Origin of the sequence: Ewingella sp. AOP9-I1-14 (genome assembly GCF_052375995.1) — a bacterium.
Classification (GTDB): Bacteria; Pseudomonadota; Gammaproteobacteria; order Enterobacterales; family Enterobacteriaceae; genus Ewingella; species Ewingella allii.
Genome location: NZ_JBQSVA010000007.1, coordinates 178,309 through 194,912 on the forward strand (window position 1 = coordinate 178,309; position 16,604 = coordinate 194,912).

A 16,604-nucleotide genomic window follows, 5' to 3' on the forward strand; every position below is an offset into this window, starting at 1 on the left:
CCAGCCAGAGAATATAGGATATATTCTCTGGCCTTCATCTTGCTTAATCGACGCGGCGCTATGTCATCCTCCCACCCGCCAGCTTCTTGCCGCCGGGCCAGATATTGCGGCGCGCTGACAGGAAATCTTAGTGGGGAAACCCCTGTAACTCAATAATGAAAAGTAACCTTTGGCGAAACGCTAGCCATGGGTAAAATGAGCGCGGAATAACCATATAAAAAAGGAAATTAATATGGATACGCTGCGTCACAGCAGGAGCACGCCTGCACATTGGCTGAAAATCGTTCAATCTGGCCCTTCAATTTATCAGCCTCTTTCTCATAGCCTGCGGCTCAACGACCCCAATTCGGCGGCAAAAAACCTTGTTTCAAGCTTCACTCCGCCTTGGAGGATGCGCTAATGACAATAGGTTATTATCTGGTCGTCGAGGACGAAACTACCTGTGGCGGTATCATTCTGGAGGGGGATTTTACCCACACGCTGTTTGGCAGAGCGGTGGCAAGGGAAGAGGATAGGGTTAGCTGCGGCAAGCACCCCGGCACTTACATCATTGTGGGGCACATTCCCCATGACACCATTAACGGCCGCAAATTTGCCGGTACGCTGCACAGTAGAAGTAGCTGCCCGTGCAATGCAGAATTCATTCCATCAATGGTGAATGACACCTATGAATTCATCGGTGAAGAAACGGCGGCAAAAAGCTCAAGCACAGAGCCGGAGCAGCGCGGGCAGGCGGCAAAGAAACCGAAACGCGAAATTACCCTCACCCTCGGCGTATTCTTTGATGGTACGGGGAATAATGCCAATAATACCGACGCGCGCCTCAAGGCATGTAATGCCGAGCATTATGAGATGAGCAGTGCCGATGCGATATCCTCAGTACAGCAGTGTGTCAAAATTACGCATGGGCTAAGTGGTATCTCGGCTGGTAGCCATCTTGGGTATTACACTAATGTGCACTGGTTGAGAACCCTATATAAATTGGATCTACCTATTAACGAAGGGTTTGGACAAGAGACTATCTATATCGAAGGGATCGGTACAGAAACGGGGCTTGGTGATAATTCTTATGGCATGGGCACCGGTGGGGGTGATACTGGGGTAATTAAAAAAACAGATAAGGCAATTATTCAAATTGTTGATGCGATTAACCGTTATTTAGACAGTGCCCAAGAAGCAAGTAACAGTATTATCAAAGAGCTGCAATTCGATATCTTTGGTTTTAGCCGTGGTGCAGCTGCCGCTCGGCATTTTGCCAATCGCGTGTTCTCTCAAGACCCTCAAGTTATTGCCGCAATAAAAGCGGGATTAGGCAATGTTGAATTCAGCGGCACTCCGGGAGGTAAAACCCGGTTTATTGGCATTTTTGATACCGTAGCCGCCATCGGCACGCCCGAAAATGGTTTTAACCCTCATACAGCGGATACAGGCGATGTGAATATTGCACTGCGCCCCGGTGTAGCAGAAAAAGTCTTCCACATTACTGCCCAGCACGAGTGCCGATTTAACTTCGCCCTCAACAGTGTGAAACCCGCATGGCCAGAAGTGGAGTTACCCGGAGCCCATTCCGATATAGGAGGGGGTTATAATCCGGTGGAACATGAAGCCTATTTTCTGACTCGACCGCAGTTTGAAACTGTTCCCTTCTCAACTGACGATACTCATACAAGGGTTTATCAGCAAACAGTTCAACAGCTCAAAGAGATGAATCAGTTTCCGGCCATTAATTCAATTTGCCAGAATGTCGAAATCGACGTTAAAACTTGGCATGACGACAGGATGCCTGCTGACCATTACGGTAGATTGCAAAAACGAAGCGCCGCGGCGCTGATTCTCGACCGAACTACCTACAATGACTGGTCAAAAGTATCTCTGCGAGTGATGCTGGATGCTGCACAAGAGGCGGGGGTGAAATTTGATCCAATTGATGAAAGCGTGCCCGATTTCGCCTTACCGGAAGAGCTGAATTATCTTAGTGAAAAAGCGCTTCGCCTTGGTAGAGCTGTACGCAGTGGTGACACTAAATATGTTTTTGTATCTCCGGAACTCAAAGTATTTGCTAAAAAGTATCTCCACTGTTCCGCTAACTGGAATAGCGTAATTAAAGATGAGCAAGGTCTACCTATTGGTGCTGTTAAACCCGCGAAAATAGTGACTTTTACCAACCGGCCAGATGAACAGTGGCGCAGGACGGTCTATGATATGGAAGGGAAGAAAATATGGAAATAACACGTCTGGCCGCAAGTTTATTGGCTTTGACATTAGTAGGTTGCCAAGCTACTGCTGGTAATACTCGTCCTGATGCCTCCAACCCGTTCTCGCTGCCGTACGGCGAGTGGAGATTTAGTTTTGTTACCCCAAAGGCATTGCCCTCGCTAGTGACTTTCGCGTCCATTCTTGATACCGACGATATTGTTTATCAATTCAACACGCTCGATGGAACTCAGGATAACCCAGACAGTGTAGGTAAATGGAGTCAGCATATTCGTCGTTCGTCGGTGACATGGAATAAAGCCAAGCATCCGCCTAAAGCTATGGTGTTTTGCTGGGACTCAGTTATCGATATGAAGGTATATGAAACATCGATAAGCTTCCCACAATCTGTTTGGGAAAAAATGATCACCCCTGCGGATCATAAAAATCGGCGTGGAACAGAGGTCTATTACGACACCATGATTATAGGTTTGGCACCTGAAGGAAAAGTGACGGTCTGGCTGCAAGATGTGGGTAATTATCCCAATTACCGCGTTACACCTTCATCTATAAAAACACTCTCCGGCGAGCAGCTAGATATCTGTAAAGGCATTACCAAGCATCCAAATGGCTACAAATATTACGGTGAGACGCCAGATTTTATCAAAGGCAAAACCTACCCCTACGGGAACTGGTGAGACGTAATTGCGGCCAAGAAGATCGCTAAAAATGGATGGTTTTACAGTTAGCAAAAGGCCCGCACAATGGCGGGCCAGAACTGTTCTTCACGCTGGATTACAAACCTCGCTGGTCCATCAGCACGGCTAAATCCACCAGACGGTTTGAGAAGGCCCATTCGTTGTCATACCACGCGAGGATCTTCACCAGATTGCCGCCAATCACCAGCGTGGACAGCCCGTCGATAATCGACGAACGCGCATCACCCTGATAATCGCTCGACACCAGCGGCTCATCGCTGTAGCCCAAAATCCCTTTCAGTGGCCCGGATTCTGCGGCTTTGCGGAAGGCGTTATTCACTTCTTCAGCAGTTACATCGCGTTTTAGCGTCACGGTCAGGTCAACGATGGAAACCACTGGCACCGGCACGCGCAGTGAGTAGCCGGTCAGGCGTCCGTCCAGCTCAGGAATGACTTTACCCAAGGCTTTGGCCGCGCCGCTGGAGTAAGGAACAATCGACAGCGCCGCCGCACGTGCGCCGCGCAGGTCTTTCTCCGGCTGGTCATGCAGTGCCTGACTGTTGGTGTAGGCATGAGTGGTGTTCATCAGGCCGTGCTCAATGCCGAAGCTTTGATGCAGGACCTGCGCCGCCGGGGCCAGACCGTTGGTAGTGCAGCTGCCGTTGCTGACAATTTTGTGCTGCGCCGGGTCATATTTTTCATGGTTAACGCCCATTACCACGGTGATGTCATCGTCTTTGCCCGGCGCGGAGAGGATCACGCGCTTGGCGCCGCCTTTGGTGATGTGCACTTGGGCTTTGGCTTTTTCGGTGAAGAAGCCGGTGGATTCAATGACCAGTTCGACGCCAACGCTGCTCCATGGTATTGCACCCGGATCGCGCTCAGAGAAAACGCGGATCGCGTTGCCATTCACTTTCAGCTGGCCTTCGGAAGCTTCGACATCGGCCGCGAGGGTGCCCTGCAGTGAGTCATATTTAAGAAGGTGCGCGAGGGTTTTGCTGTCGGTCAGGTCGTTGATGGCCACGACTTGAAAATCGCTGCGGCCGAGCGCGGCGCGCAGAACGTTTCTACCAATACGACCAAAACCGTTAATGCCTACTTTGACCATGATGTACTCCTTGGTGAGTTGTCTGGTTTCAAAATAGTGCTTTGGCAAGTTGGCGTAAATGACAAATAAGAATCAATTTAAGCCATGTTACGCGCGTAGAAGCGTTCGCGGTAATCAGACGGCGTGAGTTGCAGATTGCGTTCGAATACCCGGCGCAGGTTCAGGCTATTGCCAAATCCGGTTATGGCGGCGATCTGTTCTATTTTGTCTGAGCTTTGCTCTAGGTGCTGACGGGCCACGTCAAGACGCACTTCCTCGACGTATTTCGCCGGGCTGCTGCCGGTTTCTCGGGTGAAGACGCGGGTAAAGTTGCGCGGACTCATGGCGACGCGCTCGGCCAGTTTTTCCACCGACAGGTCGCCGGAAAGATTTTGCAGGATCCAGCTTTGCAGGTCGCGGATAGGGCCGGGGGTATTGGACTGGCTGAGCAGGAAACGGCTGAACTGCGACTGCCCGCCGGGACGACGCAGGAACATCACCAGATCCTGTGCGACGTCGCGCGCCAGGGTGAAGCTGTGGTCATCTTCCACCAGTGCCAGTGTGAGATCAAAGCCCGAGCTGACGCCCGCCGAGGTCCAGACATTGCCGTCTTGCAGATAAATCGGCCCTTTCTCGACCAGCACTTTGGGATAGCTATTTTGCAGGTTATCCAGCTGCCGCCAGTGGGTGGTGGCGCGACGTCCGTCGAGCAGGCCCGCCTCTGCCAGCAGCAGCGCGCCGCCGCAAATCGATACCACTCTTTTGGCATGAGGCGCGGCGCGGCTGATCCAGTTGGCGACCAGTGCGGATTCTTCAGGAGTCGAGCCTTTGCCGGTGATCATTACGGTGTCGCGCGGCAATGCGGGGTCAAGATCTGCCAGCCGATGGTCGGCCAACAGATTCAAACCCGACATGCCGTGAATGACGCGATGCGACTGGGTGGTGGCAATTTCGACCTGATAGGGCGGATGAGGAGAATCCTTGGGCCTCAAGCGATTAGCTTGCATCAGGATGTCGGCGATGCCGGTCGGTTCGAACAGCATGCCCCCTTCGGGGACAATGATCAGGAATGTATGCATGTCCTTAAAATACAAAAAAGGACAAAATAGGTCAAGAAAGGCCCAAATCAATGGGCCTTAATTTTTATGGCCATGGAGTTAGGATCTCATGCCCGTCTTTAGTGACCAGCACCATGTGTTCCCACTGCGCCGAGAGGGAGTGGTCTTTAGTCACTACGGTCCATCCGTCTTTTAACAATTTTGAGTAGCGCTGGCCGGCGTTGATCATCGGCTCGATGGTGAACAGCATGCCTTCTTTCAGCACCAGGCCTTGGCCTTTCTGGCCGTAGTGCAGCACCTGCGGGTCTTCATGGTAGCCCTGCCCGATGCCGTGGCCACAATACTCTTCCACCACGCTAAATCCTTCACGTCTGGCAACGGCGGCAATCGCAAAACCAACGTCACCCAGCGTCGCGCCCGGCCGGACGACGTCAATACCGGCGTGCATGGCTTCGAGCGTGGTATCCACCAAGCGGCGGGCGAGGATCGAAGGTTCACCGGCGTAGAACATCCGGCTGGTGTCGCCATACCAACCGTCTTTGATCAGCGCCACGTCCACGTTGACGATATCGCCCTTTTTCAACACTTTATCTGAAGGAATACCGTGGCAAATCACGTGATTCACCGAAATGCAGGTGGTTTTGGTATAGCCCTGATAACCAATGTTGGCCGGGATCGCGCCCAGCTCGTTGACGATAAAGTCATGACACAGGGCATCCAGATAGTCGGTGGTGACGCCGGGCTGAACATGGGGTTCAATCATTTGCAGCACGCGCGCGGCCAGATGCCCGGCGGCGCGCGCCTTGGCGATGCCTTCAGGAGATTTTATAAACGAATTATTGCTCATTGGTGCTCTTCCTTGTTGTCACGCCATCATTAAGTAGTGTCTTTATGCCATCGAACTGCTCGTTCGATTCCGTGCTGGCTTTTACCAATAGCTGGCAGATATCACGGTGAGAAAGGTCTGGATGCATCTCCATCAGCATGCCGACTTTCATCCAATGCTCGGCCTGAGCATTCATTGAACGGGTAAAGGCCATGCTGGCGATACGCAGGTTCTCATGCATCATTTCTGAGATTTTGATAATGCCCATCGGGATTCTCGCAATATATGGTTTATATATGAATCGTATATGTTCTGTATCTTAGCCGACTTGTGCGCAACGTTGCAACTCAGACGTTATTTTTGGTGAAAGCGGCGGGCCTGATTGGCAAACCCCTCGCTGAGAACTATGTTGGAGGTGAAAAAATGGCGACCAGCAAAGCGAAGTTAACGGAGATAAATGATGAGTTTAATGCCCAGAATCGGCGTCGGCGTACTGATTTTCCGTGAGGGGAAATTGTTGCTGGGCCGCCGAAAAGGTAGTCACGGTGCCGGTTTTTGGTCTGCTCCCGGCGGCCATTTAGAGTTTGGCGAAACGCCAGAACTGTGCGCCCGGAGAGAAGCTTTAGAAGAAACAGGCTTGCAACTCGAGGTAGTGCATCCCGGCCCTTGGGTTAACGATATTTTCACTCTCGAGCAAAAACACTATGTGACGCTGTTTTGTGTTGCGCAATCCAAACCTGAGCAGGGCGAGCCGATTAACACCGAGCCAGAGAAGTGCGAAGGCTGGCACTGGTTTAATTGTGACCAATTACCACAGCCGCTTTTTCAACCTATTGATGACTTGATTGAAAAGGTGGGAAATATCAAAAATTTCATCAAAATATTGGGTATGACTGAGAATAAAAACATGTTCTTAAATACAGTGTTGACACCCCGCTAAGAACGAGTAAATTAGGACTCAACGGTGAAGCGAAGTTTGAAGTAACAAGTATTTCTTACCCCTCCTTCATCGTTATATAGAGAGTTTTAAATACTCTATAAAGCAGAGTGCGATACGGGCCACGAAATACTGTTGTATGGGAGATTCACTGCGGAGAGGAATGAAAACCAATTCGAGTGATGAAGATTTCAAGCCACGTAGTTAATTTGTACAATCGCACGCATGGGAATGCGCGATGATGTAAGGCCTTGTTGTTAAAAGTAATGTTCGCGATTTGGGTACGAAAGTATGAGATCGAGAATGTCGCGATGAAAGTAAGGCAACGCATCAAAGAGTATATATCGCGTGGGCGATGTACTTATCGGATCCTCTATTTCGAACAGAGAAACCGGTAAATGACACAGGATTGATGCTTTATTCCATTTTATTATAGGAGGACGGCAGTACAAGAGTGACCAATATATCCTGTGAAGCTATGTACATCATTTGAAGTAGTATTAAGTTATAAGTTGATTAATGTTAATTACTAACACTGTAGTACCATAAAAGCCCCGGCAAATATCGCTGGGGCTTTTTCATTTCTGTTGCAAAATTCCTTCATTTTTTCTTATCAGTCCAGCCATGAGTTGCCTCTGTGGACGCCGCACCGCAATTTAACTTTTCTCTCACTCATCTGTTCTTCTCCGCTACTGACTTTTGCTATTGTTATGCCGCCGAACGAACTGCAAATAGCCGCCAAGGGACCTAGATGAACGAATTTATTGCGCCAGTAGAATTAGAAAAATCATACCGCTTACTCAATCATGGACCGACGGTGTTGGTGTCTGGCAGCCACGGCGGGGTGGATAACGTGATGACCGCCGCCTGGTCGTGCGCGCTGGACTTCACCCCGTCAAAAGTGATGGTGGTGCTGGATAAAATCACTAAAACCCGTGAGCTGATCGAAAAGAGCGGCACCTTTGTGTTGCAGGTTCCTACCGTGGCTCAGTTGCAACTGACTTATGATTTAGGCCGCAGCAGCCTGTTTACCGAGCCGGATAAATTGGTAAAAACCGGCGTGCAGCTGTTCAGCATTGAAGGCCACGACGGCCCCTTTGTTGAAGGTTGCTCGGCGTGGTTATCGTGCCGGTTAATCAATGAGCCGCACAACCAGCAGGCCCACGACCTGTTTATTGGCGAAGTGATTGGCGCATGGGCCGACACGCGGGTATTCAAAAACGGCCACTGGGCGTTTGGTAGCTCCGATCCGGACTTCCGCAGTTTGCACTACATCGCTGGCGGCAACTTCTATGCCATTGGCGAGTCCCTGCAAGTCGACAAAGAGTAACTGTTTTAAGCGAAAAGCCCTGCGTCTTGCTTACTCATTGCCGAACTCCGCCACCATGGCATCCACAAAGCTGCGGAGTTTGGCCGTTGGTCGGCGAGTGGGCGGATAGACGATATGCATCGGGCGGGCCGGGCCTTGGTACTGGGTTAACACCTGAACCAGTCGGCCTGCTTTGACTTCACTCTCCAGCACGATTTCCGGGCCGAGCGTAATGCCAAAGCCGCTGATCGCCGCGTGCAGTAAGGCATTCCAATTATTGCAGTGAAAACGCCCTTCGATATGTACTTCCTGCGTTTTCCCGTCGCGGCTAAACAGCCAGCGGCAGGGCTGCGAGGCAGGGGAAGAGCCATAGTGCAGGCAGTCGTGATGAGCCAAATCGTCCAGCGTTTCCGGCGTGCCGCGCTTTGCCAGATAGTCCGGCGAGGCGCAGGCGATGAGCCTGTAAGGCCTGAGCCGGCGGGCAATCAGCGACGAATCCACCAAATCTCCCAGCCGAATAATTACTTCAATGCCTTCTTCCAAAGGATCCACGTAGCGATCGTCAAGGGAGAGGTCTATCTGCATGTCCGGGTGCTGGGCCAGAAAACGGGTGACAAAGGCGGGCATGGTAAAAGCGCCGAAGGTGATGGGCGCGCTGACTTTCAAAATGCCTTTCGGATGAGTTTGCATATCCAGCGCCAGCGAGTCTGCGGCTTCCACCTCGGACAGCACGCGCTTGCAGCGTTCATAGTAGGCGCGGCCCACGTCGGTCAGCTGCTGGCGGCGGGTGGTGCGGTTGAGCAATGTAATGCCGAGCTGCGCCTCCAACGCGGCGATGTGCTTCGCCACCATCTGCGGCGACATGTCCAGCGCGTCCGCCGTCGCGGCGAAAGAGCCTAAATCGGCTGATTTCACAAACACGCTCATGCTGGTCAGTCTGTCCATGATTCACCACTCTGGGTTGTTAGTTATCAATTTAAACGGCCATTTATCTTCGAATCTATATCAATCATGCTCACTCTGTCATCAACCTTGGAGAGAAGAACATGAAGATAGGCATTATTGGGGCAGGGTTTGTGGGTCGGGCTATCAGCAAGCTGGCCTTAGCGGCGGGACATCAGGTGATGTTGAGCAATTCGCGGGATCCCAAAACATTATTTACCTTAACCCGCACCACCCAGTGCGAGGCAGGAACCCCGCAGCAGGCGGCCGAGTTCGGCGACGTGGTGGTGATCGCCATTCCATTAGAGGCCTATCGCAGCGTGCCCGCCGCGCCGCTGGTGGGCAAAGTGGTGATTGATGCCAACAACTACTATCCGGATCGCGATGGGCGCATCCCTGCACTTGACCAGCACCAGACCACCACCAGCGAAATGTTGGCAAAGCATTTGCCCGAGTCGCGGGTGATCAAAGCCTTTAACGCCATCAGAATGGATGATTTGCTGAGTGACGGTCTGCCTGCTTCCGCTGCCGAACGCCGCGCTTTGCCGATTGCCGGTGATGATGCGCAGGGCAAGGTCATTGTTACGGCGCTGCTCGACGAGTTCGGTTTTGACGTGGTGGACGCCGGTGGGTTGGCGGAAGGTTGGCGTTTCGAAGCCGGAACGCCAGTCTATTGCGTGCCGCTCAACAAAGAGCAGCTGAAAGCGGGGTTACAGGCTGCCGCCACTAACCATCTTGCGTAAAAAGGTCAGGCAGAGTTCCAGCTGAGTTAGCTCAATGTATTCGTCGGCCTTGTGCGCCTGAGTAATGGAGCCGGGGCCGCAAATCACGGTAGTGATGCCAGCCTGCTGGAACAACCCGGCTTCGGTGCCAAAAGCCACGGATTCGAAGTCGTGCTGGGGCAGCGCGCTGGCGCATTGCTGCTTGAGGGCGTCCATCGACTCATCGTCTTGCAGTCCCGGATAGGCGACTTGCTGCGACAGGCGGATATCCGTGTCCGGGCTGACGCGGCGCATATCGGGGATCAACTGTTGGCTCGCCCACTGCTGCAAGGTTTGGGGCAGCTGCTGGTGGGGAGAGCCGGGCAGGGCGCGAATTTCAAAGTCGAATTCGCAGTGGTCCGGCACCACGTTGACGGCGGTTCCGCCTTTAATGGTGCCGACTTGCACCGTGGACCACGGCGGATCGTAGCGCGCGTCGCCCGCCTCCTGCTGCCAGCCTTTGCCCTGCTGGCGCAAAAAAGTCACCAGTTCGGCGGCAATTTCAATCGCATTCACCCCCAAATCGGGCTGAGAGGAGTGGGCTGCCTGCCCGTGCACCGCGCAGCGCCACGCGCTTTTGCCTTTATGCGCCGTGGCGACTTTCATCAGGGTCGGCTCACCGACGATGCAACCACTCGGGCGCACGGCGTCGCGCGATAACTCATCCAGCAGGCCGCGTACGCCGACGCAGCCGATCTCTTCATCGTAGCTGACCGCAATGTGTACCGGCGCGGCGTCCGGATGGCGCGTGGCTTCAATAAATTCGGGCACCAGCGCCAGCACGCAGGCCAAGTAGCCTTTCATGTCGGCGCTGCCGCGACCATAGAGGCGGCCATCGCGGGCCGTCAGCACAAAGGGGTCTTGCGACCAGGGCTGGCCTTCAACGGGAACCACATCGGAGTGACCCGAAAAGCAGATCCCCCCACGATGAGGATTGCCAATGGTGGCGTAAAGGTTGGCACGCAGACCGTCTTCGCTATAAACCCGGCGAGCCGCAATGCCATAATCGGCCAGATAGGTGTCGATATAGTCAATCATCGCCAGATTAGACTGCAGGCTAATGGTGTTAAAACTCACCAATTTAGACAGGATATCTATTACGGTCTGCATCACGCTTTCCTTATGATTTTACAGCGATAACGTCAATCTCAACCCACCACTCTGGGCGCGCCAGCGAGGTGATCATCAGGCCGGTAGAGACCGGGAACACCCCTTTCAACCAGCGACCCATGATGTTGTAAACCGTCTCGCGGTAACGTACATCGGTAAGGTACACGGTGATTTTGCAGATGTCTTCCAGCTTGCTGCCCGACTCTTCTAACAGCATGTTAATGTTGTACATCGCTTGTTCGGTTTGTGCCGCGACGTCGCCCTTGCCGACCGATTCGCGGGTATCGAGGTCTTGACCAATCTGACCGCGCAAAAACACCATATTTCCGGCGACCACGGCCTGACATAAATCATTATCCAGATTCTGTTCAGGGTAGGTGACTTTGGTGTTAAACGGGCGAATACGGGTATGTGCCATGATGCTTTTCTCCTGGTTTACTGAATTAAGGTGTTGGACTCAAGGTGGGGGAATGCCCCGTAAAATTGCGTAACGCTGCTGCTGAAGTTAGGCAAGGAACTGCTTAAGCTCCGGCGTCTGAGGTGCGTTGAAAATTTGGGCAGGGGTGCCCACTTCGTGGACTTTCCCCTGATGCATAAAGACGATGCGATCGCTGACTTTGCGCGCAAAGTTCATTTCATGAGTCACCATGATGATGGTCATGCCCTCTTCGGCGAGGGTTTCAATCACTTGTAGCACTTCGCCCACCAGCTCGGGATCGAGCGCCGAGGTGATTTCGTCACACAGTAGTACCTCCGGGTTCATCGCCAGCGCACGGGCAATCGCCACGCGCTGCTGCTGGCCCCCGGAGAGGCTGGCGGGCCACATATCAAATTTTTCCTCCAGACCGACGCGGGCCAGCAGTGTTCGCGCGGCGCGCTCCGCCGACTCTTTTTGCAGTTTTTTGACCAGCGTCGGGGCCAGCATGATGTTGCGACCCACGGTGAGATGCGGGAACAGGTTGAAGCTCTGGAAAATCATGCCGACGTTTTGGCGCAGCTCGCGCATGGCGGCCGGGTCGTCATGGCGCAAGGCCTGGCCGTCGACGGTTAACGTGCCCTGGTGAAAGCTCTCCAGCCCGTTAATGCAGCGCAGCAGGGTGCTTTTGCCCGAGCCGCTTTTGCCCAAAATGCACACCACTTCTTTGCGTTTGATCTTCAGATCAATGCCCTTCAGCACCTCATTGTCGCCAAAGCGTTTGTGCAAACCGGTGATATCAACGACCGCAAACCCGGCCTCGGTGTGGTTAATTTCGGTCATGGTTATCAGCTCCACGCATTACTTGTTTTTCGAGATACCGGCTCCACAGCGAGAGCGGAAAACAGAGGATGAAATAGAGCAGCGCCACGCTGCCGTATACCAAAAATGGTGAGAAGGTGGCGTTGGCAATAATCTGCCCAGAGCGTGTTAGCTCGACAAAGCCAATCACCGAGGCCAGCGCCGTGGCTTTTACCGCCTGCACCATAAAGCCCACGGTCGGGGCGATAGCCACGCGCACCGCCTGCGGCAAAATCACGTAGCGCAGCTGCTCGCCGAAAGAGAGCGCAAGACTGGCGGAGGCCTCCCACTGCTGCTTGGAAATGCTCTCCACGCTGCCGCGCCAGATATCGGTCAGATAGGCGCTGGCGTAGAGGGTTAAACAGAGGCTGGCGGCCACCAGCGGGGTGGTATCAATGCCAAACAGCGCCAGTCCAAAGTAGGTCAAAAACAGCTGCATCAGCAGTGGTGTGCCCTGAAACAGGTTGACGTAAATCACCACGAGGATTTGCAGCCAGCGGCGATGGGACAGGCGCATGACCAGCAGGATGGCGCCGACAAGGCCGCCGCCAATAAAGGCAATCAGCGACAGCCCGACAGTCCAGCGCAGCGCCAGCAGCAGGTTGCGATAGATGTCCCACAGTGAGAAATCACTCATGATCTTTTTCCTGTTTGTGGACCAAAGATGAAGCGCGGGCCGAACCAGCCAAGAAACTGACGCACCGCGATGGCAAGCAGCAGGTAGATCGCCGTCGCCACGATGTAAGACTCAAAGTTGCGGAAAGAGCGGCTGGCAATCAGGTTGGCGGCGTAAGACAGCTCCTCGGTAGAGATTTGGCTACAGACCGCCGACCCCAGCATGATGATAACCACCTGACTGATCATGCTGGGCCAGACGCGCCCAAGGGCCGGGGGTAACACCACGCGGGTGAAGATTTGCCAAGGGTTGAGCGCCAGACTTTGCGCCGCTTCAATCTGGCTGCGCGGGGTGTTTTGGATCCCCGCGCGGACGATCTCTGAGCTATACGCCCCCAGGTTGAGCACCAGAGACAGGGTGCTGGCCTCGATGGCTGACAAGTGAATGCCCAGCACCGGCAGGCCGAAAAAGATAAAGAACAACTGCACCACGTAAGGCGTGTTGCGCAGCAGTTCGACATAGCAGGCCACCAATAGCCGTAATACCCCGCGGCCGTTAGCGCGCGCCCAGCCGCTGGCGATCCCAAGACAAATACCCAAGAAGGTCGATATCAGCGTCATGACTAGCGTGATCAGGGTGCCACTGAGCAATAGCGGCCACTGCTGCAGCACGGAAGTAAAATCAAACATAGAGACTCGGCTCCTCAAGTGGCATAAATGCCCGATAGTGGCGTTTCACTCCCCCGCCAGCGCAGTGCGGCAGGGGGAATTACTGCGGGTTATTCCGGTAAGTTGCCTGCCGGACCGCCCAGCCATTTCTCAGAAAGCTTATCCAGCGTGCCGTCTGCCTTGGCGGCGCGGATAATGTCATTCACCTTAGCAACCAGCTGTGGCTGGTCCTTGGGCATGCCGACGTAGCACGGCGAGTTGGCCAACATCACTTTCATATGCAGGTCGAGCTTCGGGTCCTTTTTCATCATGGCGCCCGCCACCGGGGTGCCAATCGCCATAAACTGCGTCTGCCCGGAGAGATAAGCCGCCACTGTGCTGTTGTTATCTTCAAAACGCTGAGGAATGGCGTTTGGCGACTGGCTGGTCAGCTCTTGGTCTTCCATTGAGCCGCGCGTCACCCCGACCTTTTTGCCCGATAACTGGGCGAAAGTGGTGATGTCCTGCTTGCTGCTGCCGAACACCGCGTCGAAGAACGGCGCATAGGCAATACTGAAATCAATCACTTTGGCGCGTTCTGCGGTTTTGCCTAATGAGGAGATAGTCATATCGGCCTTGCCGGTTTGCAGATAAGGCACGCGGTTCGGCGCGGTGACCGGAATTAAGGTGACTTTTACTCCTAGCTTTTGACCAATCAGCTTAGCGACGTCGACGTCAATGCCTTCCGGCTCCATGGAAGCGCCGACATAGCCGTACGGCGGGTAGTCCACCGGAATGGCGACGCGCAGGTTTTTAGCCGCCATCACTTTATCCAGCACGTTTTCGGCGCTGGCGGTCAGGCTAAACATGGCGCTGGCCGCGCCGAGTAAGACAGGTAGGACATAAGCAGCAAGTACACGACGAGTTTTCATTGCGGTTATCCTGTGTAGTGAAGTGATGAATGGTTTTATTGCGCAGTCGGCTGCGCTTATAAGTTGGGCCGATGAAGGCTCTCTGGTGTTGACGCTTTACTCTTTATTGGCACTTAATTTATTGAAGTATCCGGCCCGCACGGCCATGCCAATCAGGTTGACGAAGAACCGGCAGGCGGTGATGGCGGTAATACCGTTGAGGTCTTTTTTCGGTGTGATTTCAACGATATCCATTCCCACCACGCGGCCCTTCTTCACCAATCCGTGGATCAGTTTGCGCGCTTCGCTGTAGGTCACGCCGCCCAGCGCCGGGCCAGCCACGGCGGGCATGATGGTCGGGTCGATGCCATCGGCATCCATGGTCAGGTAGTAATTGCCGCCGTCGGGAATGCGCCTGAGAATAGCCTCGACGCCTTCGTCATGCAGCTCATGGGCGGTGATCAGGTGGGCGCCGTAGGCCAGCGCGGCGTCCACTTCTTCCTGGCGGGCGGAGCCGTTGGCACGCAGGCCAATCTGGAAGATTTCGCCGACGTGAGCCATTTCAGAGGCGCGGCGGATAGGACTGGAGTAGCCGTCGGTCACGCCATTCACCTCCTGACGCCAGTCCAGGTGGGAATCGATTTGAATCAGGGTAATAGGGCCGATGCCGTCCAGTGCGCGCAGTACCGGGATCGGCACGCCGTGGTCGCCGCCGATAATCAGCGGCATGCCGCCGAGGGAGAGGATTTTGCGCACCACGGTTTCTGCCGCGTCGTAATGGCCGTTGAGCTGGCGGGCGTCACCGGCGATGTCGCCGCAATCGACCATGCGGATAGGCTGGTTGTCCATCAGCGGGCCGCCGATATCAAAGTCATAACGCTCAATGCTGCGCACGGCGCGGTCGGTCGCCTGACGCACGGCGGTCGGGGCGTTGGTCTGATCGTTGGTCACTTCATCAATCGAATACGGCGAGCCATAAGGAATGCCGAGCACGGCGATATCCACGGAATCCAGAGTATTCAGGTCGCTAACGACTTCTGAATAGAGCAGGCTTTTGTGGCCATGTTTCGGGGCGGTGGTCAGTTCTGGTTTGTAAACGCTCATCTTTATTTCCTATCAATTAGGGTCGCTAAGGGCCGGGTAAGATCTATTTGTGACTCCACCATTCGCCCATCAGCCACAGCTTCTCTTCGGTGTCGGTCACGCAGGCGCGGACATCGACTTTCGCCGTGGCCGCCATCAGCGTGGATAAGAGTTCGCTGACTAAAAAAGCCGGCGTCATGGCGTCGAAAAACGAGGTGGTCTGCTTCTGGACCAAAATGGTGTCACTCGCCAAACGCGCGACGGGCGAACTGGCGTCATCCGTGATGGCGACGATTTTGGCCTTTTGCTGCGCCATATAGCGGGTCAACACCACGGCGCGGCGCGAATAGGGTGAAAGACTGCAAACCAGCAGTACGTCTTTCGGGCCGATGCTGTGCATCAGGGTCATCAGGCCGCTTTCACCGGCCCCTTCCACCAAAATCAGGTTGTTCTGGAAGTAGGACGCCACGTGATAAAAATGAAAGGCGATGGAGAAAGAGGCGCGCATGCCCACGCAATAAATATTGCGCGCCTGCGACAGAGTCTTGGCCGCGCTGACAATGGAGGCCAGATTGCTGGCCTGACACAGCGACTGAATGTGGGAGATGGTGGTGTTCGCCAAATCCAGCACCAGTGAGCTTTCGCCGACCTTCTGTTTCATTTCGACCAGCGCCGACACTCTGGAGCTGTATTCATTACCTTTATTGCGCAAGGCATTGATAAAAATCTCGCGAACGTCGTCATAGCCGGAAAAGCCCAATCGCTTGGCGAAACGCGTCATGGTCGAAGGAGGAAGCCCGGCCAGCTTGGCCTGTTCACGCATCGACATCACCGCCACTTCCTGCGGGTAATTCAGCACAAAGCTTGCCACCAGCTTTACCTGCTTGGGTAAAGACTCATACTGATCTTTGATTATCTGAACCAATGCTTGCTGTTCCATAGGGCCTCGCCATCGATGTCTCTCTCATGATGGTTGCAACGGCCATGCCAAATTTTTTCCAGAGTGAAACAGTTGAATCAAAATCGGCTGGATATTTTTTGTGCGGAAAGCCTAAAAAGTGGCAGGGGGATTAGGTGGGTGATTTAAATGATTCACCAGAGGCGAAAAATAGTTCTGAGTGTTTTGCTGTTTGCCATATTGGGGGGAGTG

19 protein-coding genes are annotated in these 16,604 nt (G+C 53.9%); 6 read left to right on the top strand and 13 right to left on the bottom strand.

Translation table 11 applies throughout. From position 1 onward, the window contains the following. Nucleotides 1–232: 232 nt before the first annotated feature. The 3 genes from ACT3RT_RS18385 to ACT3RT_RS18395 are packed head-to-tail and all read left to right on the top strand — an operon-like array spanning nt 233 to nt 2,891. Nucleotides 233–400, top strand: a complete 168-nt coding sequence (locus ACT3RT_RS18385) for a hypothetical protein (RefSeq protein ID WP_496203516.1) — start codon at nt 233–235, stop codon at nt 398–400. Next, nucleotides 400–2,229, top strand: coding sequence for a phospholipase effector Tle1 domain-containing protein (locus tag ACT3RT_RS18390; protein ID WP_496203517.1), 1,830 nt, complete (start codon nt 400–402; stop codon nt 2,227–2,229). The genes ACT3RT_RS18385 and ACT3RT_RS18390 overlap by 1 nt, the downstream gene beginning before the upstream one ends. Further along, nucleotides 2,220–2,891: a DUF2931 family protein gene (locus ACT3RT_RS18395; protein ID WP_353504084.1), complete on the top strand. Its 672-nt coding sequence runs from the start codon at nt 2,220–2,222 to the stop codon at nt 2,889–2,891. The genes ACT3RT_RS18390 and ACT3RT_RS18395 overlap by 10 nt, the downstream gene beginning before the upstream one ends. 97 nt (nt 2,892–2,988) lie before the next feature. Here ACT3RT_RS18395 and gap read toward each other — a convergent pair whose 3' ends face one another. The 4 genes from gap to ACT3RT_RS18415 all read right to left on the bottom strand — a co-directional run bounded on the left by gap (nt 2,989) and on the right by ACT3RT_RS18415 (nt 6,130). After that, nucleotides 2,989–3,999 (bottom strand): type I glyceraldehyde-3-phosphate dehydrogenase, encoded by a 1,011-nt coding sequence (gap, locus tag ACT3RT_RS18400; RefSeq protein WP_496203518.1) that lies wholly within the window; start codon nt 3,997–3,999, stop codon nt 2,989–2,991. 77 nt (nt 4,000–4,076) lie between these two features. Further along, complete coding sequence (locus ACT3RT_RS18405) at nt 4,077–5,057, bottom strand: GlxA family transcriptional regulator (RefSeq protein ID WP_353504087.1); 981 nt, start codon at nt 5,055–5,057, stop codon at nt 4,077–4,079. A 64-nt stretch (nt 5,058–5,121) separates the two neighbouring features. Beyond that, nucleotides 5,122–5,883: a type I methionyl aminopeptidase gene (map, locus tag ACT3RT_RS18410; RefSeq protein WP_496200744.1), complete on the bottom strand. Its 762-nt coding sequence runs from the start codon at nt 5,881–5,883 to the stop codon at nt 5,122–5,124. After that, nucleotides 5,873–6,130, bottom strand: a complete 258-nt coding sequence (locus ACT3RT_RS18415; RefSeq protein WP_353504089.1) for a ParD-like family protein — start codon at nt 6,128–6,130, stop codon at nt 5,873–5,875. Before ACT3RT_RS18415 ends, map begins: the two co-directional genes overlap by 11 nt. A gap of 189 nt (nt 6,131–6,319) precedes the next feature. Here ACT3RT_RS18415 and ACT3RT_RS18420 point away from each other — a divergent pair, with 189 nt between their 5' ends. Beyond that, entirely contained in the window at nt 6,320–6,802 is a 483-nt protein-coding gene (locus ACT3RT_RS18420; RefSeq protein ID WP_496203519.1) for a nucleotide triphosphate diphosphatase NUDT15, read from the top strand. A gap of 748 nt (nt 6,803–7,550) precedes the next feature. Then, nucleotides 7,551–8,129 (top strand): flavin reductase family protein, encoded by a 579-nt coding sequence (locus ACT3RT_RS18425; RefSeq protein ID WP_496203520.1) that lies wholly within the window; start codon nt 7,551–7,553, stop codon nt 8,127–8,129. A gap of 30 nt (nt 8,130–8,159) precedes the next feature. Here the strand turns inward: ACT3RT_RS18425 and ACT3RT_RS18430 are convergent, their stop codons facing one another. Continuing rightward, a complete protein-coding gene (locus ACT3RT_RS18430) occupies nt 8,160–9,053 on the bottom strand; it encodes a LysR substrate-binding domain-containing protein (protein WP_496203521.1) in 894 nt (297 codons plus the stop codon). A gap of 101 nt (nt 9,054–9,154) precedes the next feature. Between ACT3RT_RS18430 and ACT3RT_RS18435 the strand changes: the two genes are divergently transcribed. Further along, nucleotides 9,155–9,793 (top strand): NADPH-dependent F420 reductase, encoded by a 639-nt coding sequence (locus ACT3RT_RS18435; protein ID WP_496203522.1) that lies wholly within the window; start codon nt 9,155–9,157, stop codon nt 9,791–9,793. Here the strand turns inward: ACT3RT_RS18435 and argE are convergent. The 8 genes from argE to ACT3RT_RS18475 all read right to left on the bottom strand — a co-directional run bounded on the left by argE (nt 9,761) and on the right by ACT3RT_RS18475 (nt 16,394). Then, nucleotides 9,761–10,921, bottom strand: coding sequence for an acetylornithine deacetylase (gene argE, locus ACT3RT_RS18440; RefSeq protein WP_496203523.1), 1,161 nt, complete (start codon nt 10,919–10,921; stop codon nt 9,761–9,763). The genes ACT3RT_RS18435 and argE overlap by 33 nt on opposite strands. Before the next feature lie 10 nt (nt 10,922–10,931). Next, on the bottom strand, nt 10,932–11,342 hold the full coding sequence (locus ACT3RT_RS18445) for a RidA family protein (RefSeq protein WP_353504272.1): 411 nt from the start codon (nt 11,340–11,342) through the stop codon (nt 10,932–10,934). Nucleotides 11,343–11,426: 84 nt separating this feature from the next. Beyond that, nucleotides 11,427–12,179, bottom strand: a complete 753-nt coding sequence (locus tag ACT3RT_RS18450; protein ID WP_496200739.1) for an amino acid ABC transporter ATP-binding protein — start codon at nt 12,177–12,179, stop codon at nt 11,427–11,429. Beyond that, nucleotides 12,166–12,834 carry an amino acid ABC transporter permease gene (locus ACT3RT_RS18455; RefSeq protein WP_353504096.1) on the bottom strand — a complete coding sequence of 223 codons (669 nt, stop codon included), beginning with the start codon at nt 12,832–12,834 and terminating at the stop codon, nt 12,166–12,168. The genes ACT3RT_RS18450 and ACT3RT_RS18455 overlap by 14 nt, the downstream gene beginning before the upstream one ends. Continuing rightward, on the bottom strand, nt 12,831–13,502 hold the full coding sequence (locus ACT3RT_RS18460) for an amino acid ABC transporter permease (RefSeq protein WP_353504097.1): 672 nt from the start codon (nt 13,500–13,502) through the stop codon (nt 12,831–12,833). The genes ACT3RT_RS18455 and ACT3RT_RS18460 overlap by 4 nt, the downstream gene beginning before the upstream one ends. Nucleotides 13,503–13,591: 89 nt before the next feature. Next, entirely contained in the window at nt 13,592–14,392 is an 801-nt protein-coding gene (locus ACT3RT_RS18465; RefSeq protein WP_496203524.1) for a transporter substrate-binding domain-containing protein, read from the bottom strand. Between the two features lie 96 nt (nt 14,393–14,488). Then, the gene (locus ACT3RT_RS18470) at nt 14,489–15,475 is read right to left on the bottom strand and encodes an agmatinase (protein WP_496203525.1); all 987 of its coding nucleotides are present in this window, start codon (nt 15,473–15,475) and stop codon (nt 14,489–14,491) included. 43 nt (nt 15,476–15,518) lie between these two features. After that, complete coding sequence (locus ACT3RT_RS18475; RefSeq protein WP_496203526.1) at nt 15,519–16,394, bottom strand: MurR/RpiR family transcriptional regulator; 876 nt, start codon at nt 16,392–16,394, stop codon at nt 15,519–15,521. Between the last annotated feature and the right edge of the window lie 210 nt (nt 16,395–16,604).

What these genes read in the sequence shown, in the direction of transcription:
- ACT3RT_RS18385 (WP_496203516.1), top strand. Translation starts at nt 233, where the DNA reads ATGGATACGCTGCGTCACAGCAGGAGCACGCCTGCACATTGGCTGAAA.
- ACT3RT_RS18390 (WP_496203517.1), top strand. Translation starts at nt 400, where the DNA reads ATGACAATAGGTTATTATCTGGTCGTCGAGGACGAAACTACCTGTGGC.
- ACT3RT_RS18395 (WP_353504084.1), top strand. Translation starts at nt 2,220, where the DNA reads ATGGAAATAACACGTCTGGCCGCAAGTTTATTGGCTTTGACATTAGTA.
- gap (WP_496203518.1), bottom strand. Translation starts at nt 3,999, where the DNA reads ATGGTCAAAGTAGGCATTAACGGTTTTGGTCGTATTGGTAGAAACGTT.
- ACT3RT_RS18405 (WP_353504087.1), bottom strand. Translation starts at nt 5,057, where the DNA reads ATGCATACATTCCTGATCATTGTCCCCGAAGGGGGCATGCTGTTCGAA.
- map (WP_496200744.1), bottom strand. Translation starts at nt 5,883, where the DNA reads ATGAGCAATAATTCGTTTATAAAATCTCCTGAAGGCATCGCCAAGGCG.
- ACT3RT_RS18415 (WP_353504089.1), bottom strand. Translation starts at nt 6,130, where the DNA reads ATGGGCATTATCAAAATCTCAGAAATGATGCATGAGAACCTGCGTATC.
- ACT3RT_RS18420 (WP_496203519.1), top strand. Translation starts at nt 6,320, where the DNA reads ATGATGAGTTTAATGCCCAGAATCGGCGTCGGCGTACTGATTTTCCGT.
- ACT3RT_RS18425 (WP_496203520.1), top strand. Translation starts at nt 7,551, where the DNA reads ATGAACGAATTTATTGCGCCAGTAGAATTAGAAAAATCATACCGCTTA.
- ACT3RT_RS18430 (WP_496203521.1), bottom strand. Translation starts at nt 9,053, where the DNA reads ATGGACAGACTGACCAGCATGAGCGTGTTTGTGAAATCAGCCGATTTA.
- ACT3RT_RS18435 (WP_496203522.1), top strand. Translation starts at nt 9,155, where the DNA reads ATGAAGATAGGCATTATTGGGGCAGGGTTTGTGGGTCGGGCTATCAGC.
- argE (WP_496203523.1), bottom strand. Translation starts at nt 10,921, where the DNA reads ATGCAGACCGTAATAGATATCCTGTCTAAATTGGTGAGTTTTAACACC.
- ACT3RT_RS18450 (WP_496200739.1), bottom strand. Translation starts at nt 12,179, where the DNA reads ATGACCGAAATTAACCACACCGAGGCCGGGTTTGCGGTCGTTGATATC.
- ACT3RT_RS18455 (WP_353504096.1), bottom strand. Translation starts at nt 12,834, where the DNA reads ATGAGTGATTTCTCACTGTGGGACATCTATCGCAACCTGCTGCTGGCG.
- ACT3RT_RS18460 (WP_353504097.1), bottom strand. Translation starts at nt 13,502, where the DNA reads ATGTTTGATTTTACTTCCGTGCTGCAGCAGTGGCCGCTATTGCTCAGT.
- ACT3RT_RS18465 (WP_496203524.1), bottom strand. Translation starts at nt 14,392, where the DNA reads ATGAAAACTCGTCGTGTACTTGCTGCTTATGTCCTACCTGTCTTACTC.
- ACT3RT_RS18470 (WP_496203525.1), bottom strand. Translation starts at nt 15,475, where the DNA reads ATGAGCGTTTACAAACCAGAACTGACCACCGCCCCGAAACATGGCCAC.
- ACT3RT_RS18475 (WP_496203526.1), bottom strand. Translation starts at nt 16,394, where the DNA reads ATGGAACAGCAAGCATTGGTTCAGATAATCAAAGATCAGTATGAGTCT.